This is a genomic window from Bradyrhizobium sp. Kon10 (genome assembly GCF_055807395.1).
Window position 1 is genome coordinate 348,446 of the sequence record NZ_JBVVOZ010000003.1, and the last position, 15,246, is coordinate 363,691.

Below are 15,246 nucleotides of genomic sequence, written 5' to 3' on the forward strand. Positions count from 1 at the left end.
CCGAAGCATTGACCGGGGACGGGCGTCATGTCAAGCAGCGGCCAAACCAAGGGAGAGACGCCATGCGGCTTGGCCGCGCTAATCTCGACCGGCTGCCGCCGTCCATCCGCCGTCCGGCCTATGACCGTTCACGCGTCAGGGCCGGCATCGTGCATCTCGGTCTCGGCGCCTTTCATCGTGCCCATCAGGCCGTGGTCATCGACGATTGCCTTGCGGCCGGTGCGACCAACTGGGGCATCGTCGGTGCAAGCCTGCGCAGTCGGGAGACGCGCGACGCCCTCGCGCCGCAGGACCATCTCTACACCGTCGCCGTTCGCGCGGCCGAAGGCACCGAGCATCGCGTCATCGGCGCGCTGCTCGACAGCGTGGTCGCGCGCGAAAATCCGGCAGGACTGGTCGATAGGATGGCGGATCCCGCGATCCGCATCGTCTCGCTCACCGTCACCGAAAAAGGCTATTGCCACACGCCGCAGACCGGCGACCTTGACGAGCGGCATCCGGATGTCGTGCACGATTTGAGCAATCTTGACGTACCGCGCTCGGCGCCCGGTTTCATCGTTGCTGCGCTGGCGCGGCGGCGGGCGCAGGGCCTTCCCCCCTTCACCGTGCTCTGCTGCGACAATCTCGCCGCCAACGGTCACACCGTGCAGCGGATCGTGACGCAGTTCGCGGCGCTGCGCTCGAAGGATCTCGGCAAATGGATCGCGGATACAACCGCTTTCCCTTGCACGATGGTCGACCGCATCGTGCCGGAGACGACCGATGCCGATCGCGACGCCATTGCCTCAGCGCTCGGCCTGCGCGATGCGTGGCCCGTGACGACCGAGCCGTTCACGCAATGGGTGGTCGAGGATCGCTTTGCCGCCGGACGGCCCGATCTCGCTGCCGCGGGCGTCGAGCTCGTCGCTGACGTCAAGCCGTTCGAGCTGATGAAGCTGCGGCTGCTCAACGCCAGTCATTCGGCGCTGGCCTATCTCGGCTATCTCGCCGGTTACGAGACCATTGCCGACACCATGACAGATCCGCATTTCGCGCGTCTTGCCGCGCAGGTGATGGAAGAGGCGGCGGTGACGCTGACAATGCCGGCCGGCACGGACCTTGCGGCCTATCGCGCCTCGCTGCTCAAGCGCTTTTCCAATCCGGCACTGCATCACCGCACCTGGCAGATCGCGATGGACGGCTCGCAAAAACTGCCGCAGCGCCTGCTCGGCGCGATGCAGGATCGCCTGGGCAAAGGCCTGCCGATCACGACGCATGCGCTCGCGGTGGCCGGCTGGATGCGCTACGTCACTGCGATCGACGAGCAAGGCCGCGCCATCGACGTTCGCGACCCCCTCGCCGGCGAGCTCGCAGCGCTGGCGCGGCAGGCCGGCCCCGTCGCTGAACGGCTCGCGCCCGCACTGCTCGGAATCGAGAAGGTGTTCGGACCGCTGGGTGCTGAGCCGCGCCTGCGCGAGGCCGCGACCGCGGCGCTCGCCCAACTCTATGCAAAGGGCGCGCGGCAGGCTGTGGAGAGGCTCGTCTGGGCGTGACCACAAACCGGGCGGCAGAATGTTGCACGGCGGGCAATTTCGACGGAAGTCGCGCTTGATTTTTGCCTGTCATTGCCCCACCCGAGAGCCATGGCAAAGGACAGCAAGGTCATCGCCGCCAATGCGGCCTTCTACACTGCTTTCTCAACCGGCGACTTTGCCGGCATGGAACGGATGTGGGCGGATGACGACGCGATTTCCTGCATCCATCCCGGCTGGCCGGCCATCATCGGGCGCGCCACCGTGATCGGAAGCTGGCGCGACATCCTGCAAAATCCGGAGCGGCCGCAGATCGTCTGTGCCGAGCCGCAGGTGATCGTCGACGGCGACAGTGCGCGCGTGCTCTGCATCGAGATCGTCGACGGGACGGCGCTTGCCGCCGCCAACCATTTCAGACGCGTTGGCGACGGCTGGCGCCTCGTTCATCACCAGTCGAGTCCGATCGCGCAGATCATTGAGCAAACCCACGAGGACCCGCCCGGCCCAAGCCGGCGGTTTCACTAAAGCGGGGGCGCCTGAACTTCGACCAGCACGGAAGACGAATGCGGCTCTTCATTCTCGGCCTTGGCTATAGCGCCCGGCATTTCGTCTCCAGATTCGGCGGCGCCTTTACGCAGATCGCCGGTACGGTGCGCGATCCCGCGAACCGAAACACGATCGCCGGCGTCGAGACGCACGTGTTTCACGGGAGCGACCCTGATGGCGAGACGGTCGAGCAGGTTCGTAAGGCCGACGTCCTTCTGGTGTCGATCCCGCCTGGAAACCACGGCGATCCCGCGATTGGCGCATTCGCCGACGCGCTGGCTGCGAAGCGCAGCCAAAAGATCATCTATTTGTCCACCATCGGCGTGTATGGCGATCACGGTGGTGCATGGGTCGACGAGACCACGCCGCCGCAGGCCATTCTCGAACGGACGCGCAGCCGGCTCGCTGCAGAGCAGGCCTGGGTCGAGCTAACGGGCGGCGACGTCGCGATCCTGCGGCTTGCGGGCATCTACGGCCCCGGCCGCAATGCTCTCGCGGCGCTACGCGCGGGCTCGGCCCGCCGTATCGTCAAGCCGGGGCAGGTCTTCAACCGCATCCACGTCGCGGACATCGCAACCGCGATCATGGCCGCGGTTCGCCATCAGGGCGGCGGCATATGGAACATCTGCGACGACGAGCCCGCGCCGCCGCAGGATGTGATCGCTTATGCGGGGAAGCTGATGGGCGTTGCCGCCCCGGCCGAGGAAGCATTCGCCTCGGCCGAAATGTCGGCGATGGCGCGGAGCTTCTATGGCGGCAATGCGCGGGTCTCCAACGCAAAGGCGAAGCGCGAGCTCGGTGTGACGCTCGCCTTCCCGGACTATCGCCAGGGCCTGGATGCGTTGTGGGACGCGGGCGAAGGCGGAGCGCGGTGATCCCGGATTGAGCCTCGGGCCGTCCGTGCCACGGAATACCGGCGCCCTTGTATGCATTATCCCAGTTGCCAGCGCGGGGGACTTCGCTTTACATGCCGCGCAAATCCGCCCCGGGGCTGCGGTGCGGGCCAAATACGACGAGATTTCTCGGAAGGAAGGCCATGGCACGCAATATCCTGATCCTTGGGGCTTCCTACGGCTCGCTGCTGGGCACGAAGCTGTTGATGGCGGGGCACAACGTCACCCTGGTCTGCCGCGCCAAGACCGCGGAGCTGATCAACCGCGACGGTACCGAGGTGCGCATCAAGCTGCGTGACGAAGCAGTGCACCGGGCGATCTTCTCGCGCGACCTGCCTGGCAAACTGGACGCGGTGACGCCGGCCGAGGTCGATCTGTCCCGCTACGACATGGTCGGCCTTGCCATGCAGGAGCCGCAATACACCAACCATACGGTCCGCGTTCTCATGGTCAGGATCGCCGCGGCGAAGCTGCCCTGCCTGTCCATCATGAACATGCCACCGCTGCCTTACCTCAAGCGTATCCCGGCGCTGGCGGACATGGATCTGGAGGAGGCCTACACCAATGCACAGGTGTGGGAGCGCTTCGAGCCGGGCCTGGTGACGCTGTGCTCGCCCGATCCGCAGGCGTTCCGTCCGCCGGAGGAAGCTGCCAACGTGCTTCATGTCGGCCTGCCCACGAATTTCAAGGCCTCGGCGTTTGCCGACGACAAGCACAACAAGCTGTTGCGCGAGCTCGAGACGGACATCGACGCGGTGACGCTCGACGGCCACGACGTGCCGGTGAAGCTGAAGGTGTTCTCGTCGCTGTTCGTGCCGCTGGCGAAATGGTCGATGCTCCTGACCGGCAACTACCGCTGCATCACGCCGCACGAGCCGCAGTCGATCCGCGATGCCGTGCATGGCGATCTCGCTCGCTCGCAGACGATCTACGACCATGTCGACGCCATTGCCCGCAAGCTCGGCGCCGATCCGCAGGACCAGGTGCCTTTCGCGAAATATGCCAAGGCCGCCGAAAGCCTGCTCAAGCCGTCATCGGCCGCGCGCGCGGTCGCCAGCGGTGCGCCCTTCATCGAGCGCGTCGACCTGCTGGTCAAGCTGATCTCGCATCAGCTCGGCCTGCCGAACGGCGAGATCGACCGCACGGTCGAGACTGTGGACCAGAAGCTGAATGAAAAGATCGTGCTGGGCGGATCGGGCGCGCAGTAAAAGGAACTGTGCGTGAGACCGATGCACGTCGCCGAGATCGAGCGGACCAGGCAAGAATTCGAGGGCTGTCGCATCACGCCTGAACTCCACCGTGGGCAACAGGGGTTAATTCGTCCCGTTTCGCTCGACGCATCCCGATCTGATTGTTAAAGCCCCTGTCCGCGAAGGATGGGGTTTGAGTCGGGTCATGACGGTTGCGATCGAGATGGGGCAGACCCTTGCGGGCGCCGCGGCGTCCATGGATCTCGAGGAACTGCTGGCAACCCGCCTCCTGGTGCAGGGCAATTCGGGCTCCGGCAAATCGCATCTGCTGCGGCGGCTGCTGGAACAGAGCGCGCCCTGGGTGCAGCAGGCCATCATCGACCCCGAAGGCGATTTCGTCACGCTGGCCGAGCATTTCGGCAATCTCGTGATCGAGGCCGAGGATCATACCGAGCGCGGCCTTCAGGTCGCGGGCGAGCGCGCGCGGCTGCATCGCGTTTCCACCGTGCTCAATCTCGAAGGGCTGGACGCCGAGAATCAGATGCGGCGCGCGGCGGCTTTCCTCGGCGGTCTCTTCGACGTGGCACGCGACCATTGGTACCCGATGCTGGTCGTCGTCGACGAGGCGCAGCTCTTTGCGCCGGCGGTTGCCGGCGAGGTGTCGGACGAGGCGCGAAAACTCTCGCTCGGCGCCATGACCAATCTGATGTGCCGCGGCCGCAAGCGCGGGCTTGCCGGCATTATCGCGACCCAGCGGCTGGCAAAACTCGCCAAGAACGTCGCGGCGGAAGCCTCAAACTTCCTGATGGGCCGGACCTTCCTCGACATCGACATGGCGCGCGCCGCCGATCTGCTCGGCATGGAGCGGCGCCAGGCGGAGACATTTCGCGATCTCGAGCGCGGACAATTCATGGCGCTCGGCCCGGCGCTGTCGCGCCGTCCGCTGCGCCTGCATATCGGCGCGACGGATACCAAGCCGCGGAATGCCACGCCGCGACTGATGCCGCTGCCGGAGGCGATGCTGGAAGACGCGCGCGCGGTGATCCTTGCCGCGCCGCCGCCGGATACCAGCCGGCCGCAGCGCCGGCCGGCACCGGACCTGCTCGAGCAACTCCGCGCCGCGAAAGCCGCCGCGCCGGAAGCCCGTCCTGAACCGATCGAGCTGCCAGTCAGCGCCGAAGCGTTGGCAGAGCGGCGCGAGCGCGTCGACCGGACCTTGCGCGCGGTGCTGGCCGAACCCGATGCCGGCTTCCGCGCCATCGGTGTGCTCTATCAGGAATTCGTGGTTCGCTGCCGCATCGAGGGCCTTGGCGCGGCCGTGCCTGACCTCAACGAATTTCGCCGCATGATCACGCATGCGCGTGCCGGTCTCGGTGCCGAGCTCGCCGGGGATGACGCCTGGCAGGAGGTGTCGCTGCGCGCCTCGATCCTGCCCGACGACATGCAGGGCGTGTTCATGATGGTCGCGCGCGCCGCCAAAGAAGGTTGGCCGTGCCCCGGCGATGCCGCCATCGCGCGCGCTTACGGTTCGCATTCACTTCGCCGGGCGCAGCGCCTGCTCAGCTACATGGAAGAACAGGGCCTGATCGTCTGCCAGCTCGACGGCGGCGGCCGCAGGTTCGTGACGCTGGTGGAGTTGGCCTGGGCAACGGCACCCGGTGATCCCAATGCCGATGATCTCCCGGTAGAGCCGGCTCCGAGCGCCGCTTCTGCCTGAAGCGAGGCATCGATCGGCGACCTATCAAGCCGCCTCGGTCACATCGACGCATTCCAGCACTTCAGGCGCGCCACGGCCGCTATCCGCAACCATGCGGCGGTAGAGCACGACCGAAACGAGCCATGCGGTCGCAAACAGCGCGATCACCGCGAAGCCGACATTCGCGAGCGAGTCGTTGAGGCCGTCGACCAGCGTCCACACGCCGCCGGACAGGCCGAGACGGTCGCCGATCAAGCCAAGCGCCTCGATGCCGCCGATGAACAGCGCGACCGCGACGGAGGCACCGGTCATGGTGAGGTTGTACCAGAGCTTTCTCAAGGGATCGACGAACGCCCAGCGATAGGCGCTGACCATCAGCACCGAGTCGGCGGTGTCGACCAGCGCCATGCCGGCCGCGAACAAAGCAGGGAAGACCAGGACATCGGCGAGCGAGGCGCCGTGGGCGGCCTCAGTGGCGGAAATGCCGAGCAGACCGATCTCGGTCGCGGTGTCGAAGCCGAGCCCGAACAGAAGTCCGAGCGGAAACATGTGCCAGGGTTTTGTCACCAGGCGGAACATCGGGCCGAGCAAGCGGGCCAGGAAACCGCGGCCGGCGAGCAGCGCATCGAGCTGGGCCGAGTCACGAACGCCCTGCTCCCGCGCGAGACGAAAGATCCGCCACAGTCCAACAAAGATGACGAGATTGATCGCCGCGATCGCCAGCAGGAACAGCGCAGAGACCGACGTGCCGACCAGGGCACCGACATCCCTGAGCAGGCTGTCACCACCCAGGCTCACCACGCCGAGCGCCAGCAGCATGGTCGCGAGCACGACGACAGTGGAATGGCCGAGCGCGAAGTAGAGACCGACGCTTCGCGGCGCATTGCCCGCATGCATCAGCTTGCGCACGACATTGTCGATGGCCGCGATGTGGTCGGCATCGACAGCGTGGCGCAGGCCGAACACCCAGGCGAGCAGCGCCGTCGCCATCACCGCGGGTCGATCGGCGAACAGCGCGAACGCCCAGGCCCATGCGGCGACATTAGCGGCTATGAGCCCACCAAACAGCAGCACCGTTCCGGGATTGACCACCCGCCAAGACAACTTCGTCACACGCCCCATTCTTGCCGACACCACATTGGCATGATCCTTCCATAGAATGATCACACTAGCTACTGCAATCCCGGACCGCCGGGACGGGGTTGCGCAGAGCTCCCGCTAGGCGGCTTCGGACCCGCCAAGATAGGCGTCGCGCACGCGCGGATCGTCCTTCAGCGCCCGTGCCGAGCCGGACAGCACGATCTTGCCGGTCTGAAGCACGTAGGCCTCATGCGCGATCTCGAGCGCGAGACTGGCGTTCTGCTCGACCATGAACACCGACACGCCCTCCTGGTTGATGGTCCTGATCAGCTCCAGCACGCGATCGACATAGAGCGGCGATAGGCCCATGGTCGGCTCGTCCATCACGATCATCCGCGGCCGGCTCATCAGCGCGCGCGCCATGGCGACCATCTGCTGCTCGCCACCCGACAGGGAGCCGGCGCGCTGCGACAGCCGCTGGCCGAGCTTCGGGAAAAGCGCGAGCATCCGCTCGAGATCCTGCGCGACGGCTTCGCGGTCGTTGCGCACGAAGGCGCCCATCAGGATGTTTTCGCGCACACTCATGTCCGCGAACAGCCGCCGCGCCTCCGGCACCGAGGCAATGCCGCAGCGAACGATCTGCGGCGTGGAGAGGCCAATCAGCGAGGCGCCATCGAAGCTGACCTCGCCCGAGCGTGGCTTCACCAGTCCGAGGATGATCTTCATGGTTGTCGACTTGCCGCTGGCATTGCCGCCAAGCAGACAGACGATATGGCCACGCGCAACATTGACCGTGAGGTCGAAATGCACCTGGGCCTGGCCGTAGAACGTGTTGACGTTCGACAGCACCAGCAGCGGATCGGCAGATGAGCTCGTCATGCCGCGCTCTCCTGCTCGGCTGCGCCCGACAGGCCATGGCCGAGATAGGCCTCGATCACCTTGGGATCGTTACGCACCGCTTCACCGGCGCCTTCCGCGATCTTCTTGCCCTCGTCCATGACGATGACGCGGTCGGAGAGGCGCATCACCATCTCCAGCTTGTGCTCGATCAGGAGAATGGTCAGCCCTTCCGCTTTCAGCTCGGCGACGAGGCCCTGCATCTCCGCGGTCTCGCTCGGGTTCATGCCGGCGGTCGGCTCGTCGAGCAGCAACAGCCGCGGTTTCAGGGCGAGCGCGCGCGCGATCTCAACGCGGCGGCGGTTGGCGTAGGACAGGCTGTAGGCCGGCTGGTCAATGCGCGGCAGCAGCCGCTCGCCGAAGCGCGAGAGGATGGTTTTCACCTCTTCCCGCAGCCGCTCCTCTTCCGCCTTGACACTGGCGGGGCGTAGCAGCGCCAGGCCCAACTCCAGCAGCGGGCCGATGATCGGCACCGCCGGCTTGACCGCGCGCAACCGCGTGTGGGCGCCGATCAGGACGTTGTCCATGACGCTGAGATTGCCGAAGACGCGGCCGAGCTGGAATGTGCGCGCGATCCCCCGCGCCGCCAGCCGTTCCGGCGAAAGGCCGGTGATATCCTGGCCTTCGAAGCCGACATCGCCGGCATCGGGCCGGTCGAGCCCGGTGACGAGATTGAACAGGGTGGTCTTGCCGGCGCCGTTCGGGCCGATGATGCTGATCAGCTCGCCCTTGGCGAGATCAAGGTCGATGCCGTCGACAGCGGTGAGGCCGCCGAAGCGGCGCGTCAACCCGCGGAGAGACAACAGCGGTACAGCGCACGTGTCCGCCATCAGATCGTCCCCAACAGGCCCTGCGGCCTGAACCGCACCAGCAGCAACAGCACGATGCCGTAGATCAGGATGCGATACTCGGCCGCGATCCGGAACACTTCCGGCAAGCCGACCAGCGCGACCGATCCGACCACGGCGCCGACGACATTGCCGAGGCCGCCGAGGATCACGACCGTCAGCGCCAGGATGGATTGCTGCGTGTTGAAGGTCTCGTGGTTGATGTAGGAATACAGATGCGCCGCGATACCGCCGCTGACGCCGGCGGCGAATCCGCCGAAGATGAAGGCCAGCGATTTGTAGCGGTTCAGGCTGAGGCCATAGGCGCGCGCGGCGATGTCGTCGTCGCGAATGGCGCGAAAGCTGCGGCCGAGATGCGAGCCGAGCAAACGCGCCTGCAGCAACGCCAGCACGACCATGACAGCAAAGCTGAACCAGTAGACCGACGTGGCGCTGATCAGGTCATAGCCGAACAGCGACAGCGGCGGGATGCCGGAAATGCCGATCGGACCGCGCGTGACGCTTTCCCAATTCAGGATCACCAGCGAGACGATCTCGCCGATCGCGAGCGTCGCGATCGAGACGTAATGCCCGCGCAGGCGAAACGACGGCGAGATCAGGGCCGTACCGAGTGCGGCGCTCATCAGGCCGCCGGCGATGATGGCGAGACCGACGGGAACGGACAAGGTCAGTGACAGCAGCGCGGACGTGTAAGCGCCGATCGCGAGCAGCGCGGCGTGTCCGAGCGAGACCTGACCAATCGTTCCGGCGACGAGCGTGAGGCTGAGCGCGAGCATGCCGAGCAGCCAGGCATTGATCAGGGTCTGGAGCACGTAGAAGGACACCGGGAAAAACGGCAGAATCGCGAAGCCACCGACCGCGACCAGCAACGCCCAGCGCGGAACGCGCACGGGACGGCTCGGCGCGATGAAGGTGCCGGTGAGCGGCTCCGGCGGCGCCTGCCGCGCGCTCGCGAACAGGCCGTTCGGTCGCAGTACGAGCACGAGCACCAGCAGCAGGAACGCGAACAGATTGCGGTAACTGGTGCCGAACACGGCGACGCCGTAGCTCTCGACCAAGCCGAGCAGCAGGCTGCCGACCACGGCGCCGGGCACATTGCCGGCGCCACCGACCACTTCCGCAACGACGCCCTTGAGCGTCGCCTGAAGACTCATCGCGGTGTCGATCTGGTTGTAGTACATGCCGACCAGCAGGCCGGAGACGCCGCCGAGCGCGGCGGCGATGCCGAACACGGCCTGATTGACGCGGTTGACGTCGACGCCCATCTGCATCGCGGCGTCGCGGTCTTGCGCCGTGGCGCGTATCGCCCAGCCAAGCTTGCTGTAGCGCAGGAAAACGAACAGCAGCACTGCGCTGGTGATGCCGACACCCGCGATCAGCAGATCAAGCGGCCCGATCGTGCCACCACCGACCTGGAAGCGGACATCGGGCAACTGGCTCGGCAGCGCCCGCGGATTGGGCGAGAACGTCAGCATGACGAGCTGATCCAGCACGAAGCTGATGCCGATCGTGGCCAGCAGCGGCGCGATCCGCACCGAATTCTGGAGCGGACGCAGGCCGAACCGCTCGATGATCAGCCCGACCAGTGCGGCCGCCACTGCGACCAGGATGATGGTGAGCGGCAGCGGCGTGTGCAGCTGCACCACCGCCACCCAGCCGATATAGGCGCCGACGAGATAGATCGACCCCTGCGCAAAATTGATCAGCCGGCTGACGCCGAAGATCAGCGCGAGCCCGACCGCAACGAGGGCGTACACATTACCGACGATCAGCCCGTTGATCGTGTAGTCGAGCCAGGAAGACACGCGATGGTCCTAATAAGAGAGCGCGGCCGGAGTGCCACTCCGGCCATCATGTCAAGTCGGCTTGCCGTCCCAAAGCGCGAACTGCCCTTTGCGCACGACGAGCTCAGCATTCATCGCGCCCTTGACGCGGCGGCTCTCGACGTCGAACGTCGCGGTGCCGAAGATGACGCTAGAGACGTCCTTGACCTTGGCGAAGGCGTCACGGATGGCGCGGCGGTCAGTGCCGCCGATCTTCACCACGGCAGCCGCCATGTTCATCGCGTCATAGGCATAGGCATTGAAGGCGTCGGGCTCGAGCCCGTTGTACTTCTTCTTGAAGCCCGCGATGAATTTCTGCACCTCGGGCCGCGGATCTTCCGGGAAATAGCGCGTGCCGACATGGACGTCTTCGACGGCGTCGCCGCCGAGCTCCAGAAACTTCGGCGAGTAGACCGAACTCGCCGCACACATCGTCTGCTTCAGCCCGACCTGGCGGGCCTGCCGCGCGATCAGCGCGCCGTCGGAATAATAGGAGATCAGGATGAGCCCGTCCGGGTTGGCGTCGCGGACTCGGACCAGCGTGGAGCGGAAGTCCCGCTCCTCCGCAATGTAGCCTTCGGTGACGGCGATCTCGGCCCCGTATTCCTTGGCCGCCTTGACGAAATAGTCGCGGCTGGTGCGGCCCCAATCCGTATTGAGGTGCAGCACCGCGAGCTTCGTGAGGCCGAGGCCCTTCACGGCATATTTCGCCAGCAGCGGCTGCTCGTCGGCCTGGCTGACCGAGGTGCTCCACATGTAGTCGCCGCCCTTGGTGAAATCGGGATGCGAATTGGTGAACCCGAACTGCACCAGACCCGCCCGTTGATAGATCGGTGACGCCGCCATGGATGCCGGGCTGGAGAAGTCGCCAAGCTCCATGACGATCCTGGGATCGGAGACGAATTTCTGGGCGATCGCCACCGACTGCCGCGGATCGCTCTGGCTATCCTCGAAGCTGTAGGCGAGCTTGCGGCCGTTGATGCCGCCGGCCGCGAGGATCTCGTCGAGCGCGAGGTCGAAGCCCTGCTTCCACTGCGTGCCATATTGCGCATTCGGCCCGGTCAGCGGACCGCTGACGCCGAGCAGGATCGGCTCGGAGCTATCTGCGACAGCGGCGCGCGACAGTGCTGTTCCCGCCAGCACGGCGGCAAGCGAGCTCTTGATCAGGGTTCGGCGATTGATGTTGCTCATGCACGGCTCCATCTACTTTGGTGGTGAAAACAAGCGACAATTTCTGTGCCAGCGAAGATGCCTATTTTGTCGGCTCACCGAGCGACAGCATCAATCTGTTCGCCCAGTTGAAGAACGACGCGCTGTTGATGACGTCGACGATCTCGGCATCGTCGAGGCCAATGCGGCGCAATTCCTCGATGTTGTCGGGGCCGAACGCGATCGGCGTCGAGGCCAGCGCAACCGAGGCCTTGACGACGGCGTTCCAGCGTTCGCCGAGATCGGCACCAACGCCTTCGTCGAGCAAGCGTTGCACGTCGTCGCGGCGCTTGGAATAGGTACTGGCAAATCGCGCATGCACCGAGGCGCAGTAGATGCAGCCATTGTAGCGCGAGGTCGCGGCCGCCGCGAGCTCGCGCTCGGCGCGCGGCAGGCCGTCGGCGACGTTGTAGAAGATGTCCTTGTCGGTCTTGGTGCGGGCTTCCAGCACCTCGGGATCACGCACGAGCAGCCGGAAATATTCCGATTTGGCACGGGATCGATCGACCAGGCCGGCGAAATGCCGCTCAGTCAGCTCAGCCTCAGGCAGCGGGTCGATCCAGGACACCCAGCCAAGTTCGTCCTGGGTGAAGACGACGGGCGGATTGATGGTGCTCATGATGCAGCCTTCTCATACGCATTGGCCGCGGCAAGCGTGCGCAAACCGCTGACGACCCGCACCTGAAACGACAGGAACGCGACGAGCTGGGACAGTGTGACGATGCCGCTGTTCGACCAGCCGGCGGCAAGCAGCGCCTTCATATCCGCCGATGCCGCGTCGCGCGGCCGGAACACCAGGAGATGCGCATGTTCGAGCGCCGCGACGAGCCTTGCGCCAAGCAACGGCCTGCGCTCTGCCCTCACGCGATAGTTCAAGCCGGTCGTGTCCTCCGCCGACAAAGGTCCGGCCGGATAGGCGCCGTATGGTCCAGACGTCTTGCCATGCGCGATCTCGGCCTCGATCGCCTCGACCAGAGCCGCGCCATTCGCGCTCGCCGCAAGCTTCGCCCGATAGAAGGCGGTCACCGGCGATTCGCCATGAAGACCCGCGACGAAGAGCGCAACCACCGCGCGTTCCGCGTGCGAGAAGTCGCCGGCGTCAATCGGCTCGAACAGAGCGAGATAGCTCTTCTGCGCATTGTCGCGCGCCTGCACGCGTTTCGCCCGGATGGCATCCAGGCTCGAGCCCGGTTCGATCCCGGCGAGCGTGTCGATGATATCCTTGGTACTCATATTTCAGCCTCAACCAATTCCGTGGAATCCCGACTAGCCCGCGAGCGCCACATCGGACGCCGTCCTGGTCCAGCCCAGCGCCGGCGCGACCTTGTCCGCGACCAATTCGATCGAGCGCAGGATATAGGGATGCGGCGGATCGACCGAGTGGGCCTGGAAGACCAGATCGGTCACCCGCTCCAAGGTCGCGTCGGCACGCAGTGAGGCGATGACCTCATCGGCCGCTCCGACATGGGTGTCGAAGGCCGTGATCATCTCCTCCAGCGTCTCGCCCGGAGCAAGGTGACCGCTCTTCATGAACTGCGGCAGCGCACGCCGCAATCCAAGGTCCGCGAGCCGCATCGCCTCGCGGCGGTCGTCGGCAACAAAGATGGTGCGCGAGGCCATGATGCGGGGCTCGCGGCCCGGCGGCAGCGCTGCCAGATAAGCATCGATGACCGGGTTTTGGATGTCGGCGAGCGTGGCATTCGGCGCATCCTTGGTCCGCGGCTGGGTGCGCGACAGCAGCAGGCCGTCGCCGGCCTTGCCGGCACGCGCACCGCCCGCCACCGAGAACGTCGCCTGCCAGATCCGGCCGTCCAGTTGCGGCCGCTGCGGATAGAGCGTGTCGCCGCCGGTGAGCGGCTTACCGGCAAGCGCGGTCCGCACGACCTCCAGATTGCGCGCAAAGATCTCGTTGCGCTGGGCGCTGTCGAGGCCGAAGGCCGCGAAAGCGGACGGGTTGCCGCCGGTGCCGACGCCGAGCTCGAACCGGCCATCACAAAGCAGATCGAGGACCGCGGCGTCTTCCGCCACACGCACCGCACTTTCCAACGGCAGGGTAACGATGCCGGTGCCGAGGCGGATGCGCGAGGTTTGCGCGGCGACATAGCCGAGGAACGTGAAGGGCGACGGCAGTCCGCCTTCGCGCTCGTGAAAATGATGCTGGGCGATCCACGCCGAATCCAGGCCCGCCTTCTCGGCACGCACGATCTGCTCGGCCGCAAAGCGATAGCGCTCGGCCGGCGGCGCCTCGTCGAGCAGCCGCGTGAAGAACCCCAGTCTTTTCAATTTTGCAAAGCGTTTCATACGACCCCTGCCGGGCGGATATTGCCACGGCCCCGATGATGTCGGTTGCCGCAGCCCGAGACAAGCGGCCAATGCGCAAGGCTGCCACGTCCCCGAGCTCGTTGCATCGGAGGACGGCAGGCCATCTGCCTACCAACGGGGCGCGATCGCGCGTTGAAGCTGGCCAGAGCGAACTTCCTCATCTTGCGCGTGTCATAACCTTCGATCACAATCTAACACCGATCTTGCTGCTCGCGGCCGCGGCCGAACGGGACGGTCTTCTCCTGCCCGGCGGACGAAATCAATGAAATGAACGTTCAAATTTGTAGCCCTGGGCAGACAACGTTTCTACGCCCACGGTCAAGCGGCATCCGATCTCGTGCAACCCGCCCCGCCGACGCGCGTGTCCCGCCCTACCAGCTTGGCAGCACCGCGCCCTTGAACTTGGTCAGGACGAACTCCTTCACCTCGGGCGTGTGATAGCTGTCGACCAGGATCTTGACCCAGGGCTTGTCCTTGTCCGCGGTGCGCACCGCGATCAAATTGACATAGGGGCCCTTCGGATCCTCGCGCAGGATCGGGTCCTTCACGGGATCGAGTCCGGCCTGCGTCGCATAGTTGGTATTGATCGCGGCGGCATCGACGTCATCGAGCGCGCGCGGCGCCTGCGCGGCGTCGACCTCGATGAACTTCAGCTTCTTGGGATTCTCGCTGATGTCCAGCACCGTCGGCTTGAAGCCGACACCGTCCTTCAGCTTGATCACGCCCTTGTCGCGCAGGAGCAGCAGCACGCGGCCACCATTGGTCGGGTCGTTGGGGATCGAGACCTTGCCGCCGTCGGGAATGTCGGCGAAAGCTTTGTGCTTCTTCGAGTAGACGCCGATCGGAAAATTCACCGTCAGGCCGACGGACTCGATCTTGTAGCCGCGGTCAGCCTTCTGGTTGTCGAGATAGGGCTGGTTCTGGAATGAATTGGCCTGGATATCGCCGGCATCGAGTGCCGCGTTCGGCACCACATAGTCGGAAAACTCGATGAGCTGGATATCGAGACCCTGCTTGGCGGCGACCGGCTTCACAGCCTCCAGGATCTGCGCATGCGGCCCCGGTGTCACGCCGATCTTGATGGTCTCGGCTGAAGCCACAGCCGACCATGCGGCGAGCACGGTTGAGAGGATCAGGGCGGAACGAAACGACATCTTGGGTCTCCGTGGCAGCTGTAACAACGACTGGGACCGTCTTCCTCCGCCCGGAGTGCGAAATCAATGAAAAGAAA

At 65.5% G+C, this 15,246-nt stretch carries 14 protein-coding genes; 5 read left to right on the forward strand and 9 right to left on the reverse strand.

The annotated features are described in order from the left end of the window. Nucleotides 1-62 precede the first annotated feature (62 nt). The 5 genes from AC0L2O_RS06950 to AC0L2O_RS06970 all read left to right on the forward strand — a co-directional run bounded on the left by AC0L2O_RS06950 (nt 63) and on the right by AC0L2O_RS06970 (nt 5,857). Nucleotides 63-1,532: a mannitol dehydrogenase family protein gene (locus tag AC0L2O_RS06950; RefSeq protein ID WP_473369179.1), complete on the forward strand. Its 1,470-nt coding sequence runs from the start codon at nt 63-65 to the stop codon at nt 1,530-1,532. A gap of 90 nt (nt 1,533-1,622) precedes the next feature. Next, complete coding sequence (locus AC0L2O_RS06955) at nt 1,623-2,036, forward strand: nuclear transport factor 2 family protein (protein ID WP_473369180.1); 414 nt, start codon at nt 1,623-1,625, stop codon at nt 2,034-2,036. A gap of 38 nt (nt 2,037-2,074) precedes the next feature. After that, entirely contained in the window at nt 2,075-2,932 is an 858-nt protein-coding gene (locus AC0L2O_RS06960) for an SDR family oxidoreductase (protein ID WP_473369181.1), read from the forward strand. A gap of 161 nt (nt 2,933-3,093) precedes the next feature. Then, nucleotides 3,094-4,158, forward strand: coding sequence for a ketopantoate reductase family protein (locus AC0L2O_RS06965; RefSeq protein WP_473369182.1), 1,065 nt, complete (start codon nt 3,094-3,096; stop codon nt 4,156-4,158). A 187-nt stretch (nt 4,159-4,345) separates the two neighbouring features. Continuing rightward, nucleotides 4,346-5,857 (forward strand): helicase HerA domain-containing protein, encoded by a 1,512-nt coding sequence (locus tag AC0L2O_RS06970; protein WP_473369183.1) that lies wholly within the window; start codon nt 4,346-4,348, stop codon nt 5,855-5,857. A gap of 24 nt (nt 5,858-5,881) precedes the next feature. On the opposite strand, the gene AC0L2O_RS06975 is transcribed toward AC0L2O_RS06970, so the two are convergent. The 9 genes from AC0L2O_RS06975 to AC0L2O_RS07015 form a co-directional block, all read right to left on the reverse strand. Further along, on the reverse strand, nt 5,882-6,949 hold the full coding sequence (locus tag AC0L2O_RS06975; RefSeq protein WP_473369184.1) for a HoxN/HupN/NixA family nickel/cobalt transporter: 1,068 nt from the start codon (nt 6,947-6,949) through the stop codon (nt 5,882-5,884). A gap of 105 nt (nt 6,950-7,054) precedes the next feature. Next, nucleotides 7,055-7,795 carry an ABC transporter ATP-binding protein gene (locus tag AC0L2O_RS06980; RefSeq protein WP_473369185.1) on the reverse strand — a complete coding sequence of 247 codons (741 nt, stop codon included), beginning with the start codon at nt 7,793-7,795 and terminating at the stop codon, nt 7,055-7,057. Continuing rightward, on the reverse strand, nt 7,792-8,643 hold the full coding sequence (locus AC0L2O_RS06985) for an ABC transporter ATP-binding protein (RefSeq protein WP_369721543.1): 852 nt from the start codon (nt 8,641-8,643) through the stop codon (nt 7,792-7,794). The genes AC0L2O_RS06980 and AC0L2O_RS06985 overlap by 4 nt, the downstream gene beginning before the upstream one ends. After that, nucleotides 8,643-10,466: an ABC transporter permease gene (locus AC0L2O_RS06990; protein WP_473369186.1), complete on the reverse strand. Its 1,824-nt coding sequence runs from the start codon at nt 10,464-10,466 to the stop codon at nt 8,643-8,645. The genes AC0L2O_RS06985 and AC0L2O_RS06990 overlap by 1 nt, the downstream gene beginning before the upstream one ends. A 51-nt stretch (nt 10,467-10,517) precedes the next feature. Next, a complete protein-coding gene (locus AC0L2O_RS06995) occupies nt 10,518-11,675 on the reverse strand; it encodes an ABC transporter substrate-binding protein (protein WP_369721541.1) in 1,158 nt (385 codons plus the stop codon). 61 nt (nt 11,676-11,736) lie between these two features. After that, nucleotides 11,737-12,312: an alkylhydroperoxidase domain protein gene (locus AC0L2O_RS07000; protein ID WP_369721540.1), complete on the reverse strand. Its 576-nt coding sequence runs from the start codon at nt 12,310-12,312 to the stop codon at nt 11,737-11,739. Next, a complete protein-coding gene (locus AC0L2O_RS07005; RefSeq protein ID WP_369721539.1) occupies nt 12,309-12,926 on the reverse strand; it encodes a CMD domain protein in 618 nt (205 codons plus the stop codon). Before AC0L2O_RS07005 ends, AC0L2O_RS07000 begins: the two co-directional genes overlap by 4 nt. A 33-nt stretch (nt 12,927-12,959) precedes the next feature. Continuing rightward, the gene (locus AC0L2O_RS07010) at nt 12,960-13,994 is read right to left on the reverse strand and encodes a putative FMN-dependent luciferase-like monooxygenase (protein ID WP_473369187.1); all 1,035 of its coding nucleotides are present in this window, start codon (nt 13,992-13,994) and stop codon (nt 12,960-12,962) included. 392 nt (nt 13,995-14,386) lie between these two features. Continuing rightward, nucleotides 14,387-15,169 carry a MetQ/NlpA family ABC transporter substrate-binding protein gene (locus tag AC0L2O_RS07015; RefSeq protein ID WP_369721537.1) on the reverse strand — a complete coding sequence of 261 codons (783 nt, stop codon included), beginning with the start codon at nt 15,167-15,169 and terminating at the stop codon, nt 14,387-14,389. Nucleotides 15,170-15,246 lie beyond the last annotated feature (77 nt).

Excerpts from the sequence above, each read along its gene's own strand:
- AC0L2O_RS06950 (WP_473369179.1), top strand. The coding sequence starts at position 63 with ATGCGGCTTGGCCGCGCTAATCTCGACCGGCTGCCGCCGTCCATCCGC.
- AC0L2O_RS06955 (WP_473369180.1), top strand. The coding sequence starts at position 1,623 with ATGGCAAAGGACAGCAAGGTCATCGCCGCCAATGCGGCCTTCTACACT.
- AC0L2O_RS06960 (WP_473369181.1), top strand. The coding sequence starts at position 2,075 with ATGCGGCTCTTCATTCTCGGCCTTGGCTATAGCGCCCGGCATTTCGTC.
- AC0L2O_RS06965 (WP_473369182.1), top strand. The coding sequence starts at position 3,094 with ATGGCACGCAATATCCTGATCCTTGGGGCTTCCTACGGCTCGCTGCTG.
- AC0L2O_RS06970 (WP_473369183.1), top strand. The coding sequence starts at position 4,346 with ATGACGGTTGCGATCGAGATGGGGCAGACCCTTGCGGGCGCCGCGGCG.
- AC0L2O_RS06980 (WP_473369185.1), bottom strand. The coding sequence starts at position 7,795 with ATGACGAGCTCATCTGCCGATCCGCTGCTGGTGCTGTCGAACGTCAAC.
- AC0L2O_RS06985 (WP_369721543.1), bottom strand. The coding sequence starts at position 8,643 with ATGGCGGACACGTGCGCTGTACCGCTGTTGTCTCTCCGCGGGTTGACG.
- AC0L2O_RS06995 (WP_369721541.1), bottom strand. The coding sequence starts at position 11,675 with ATGAGCAACATCAATCGCCGAACCCTGATCAAGAGCTCGCTTGCCGCC.
- AC0L2O_RS07000 (WP_369721540.1), bottom strand. The coding sequence starts at position 12,312 with ATGAGCACCATCAATCCGCCCGTCGTCTTCACCCAGGACGAACTTGGC.
- AC0L2O_RS07005 (WP_369721539.1), bottom strand. The coding sequence starts at position 12,926 with ATGAGTACCAAGGATATCATCGACACGCTCGCCGGGATCGAACCGGGC.
- AC0L2O_RS07010 (WP_473369187.1), bottom strand. The coding sequence starts at position 13,994 with ATGAAACGCTTTGCAAAATTGAAAAGACTGGGGTTCTTCACGCGGCTG.
- AC0L2O_RS07015 (WP_369721537.1), bottom strand. The coding sequence starts at position 15,169 with ATGTCGTTTCGTTCCGCCCTGATCCTCTCAACCGTGCTCGCCGCATGG.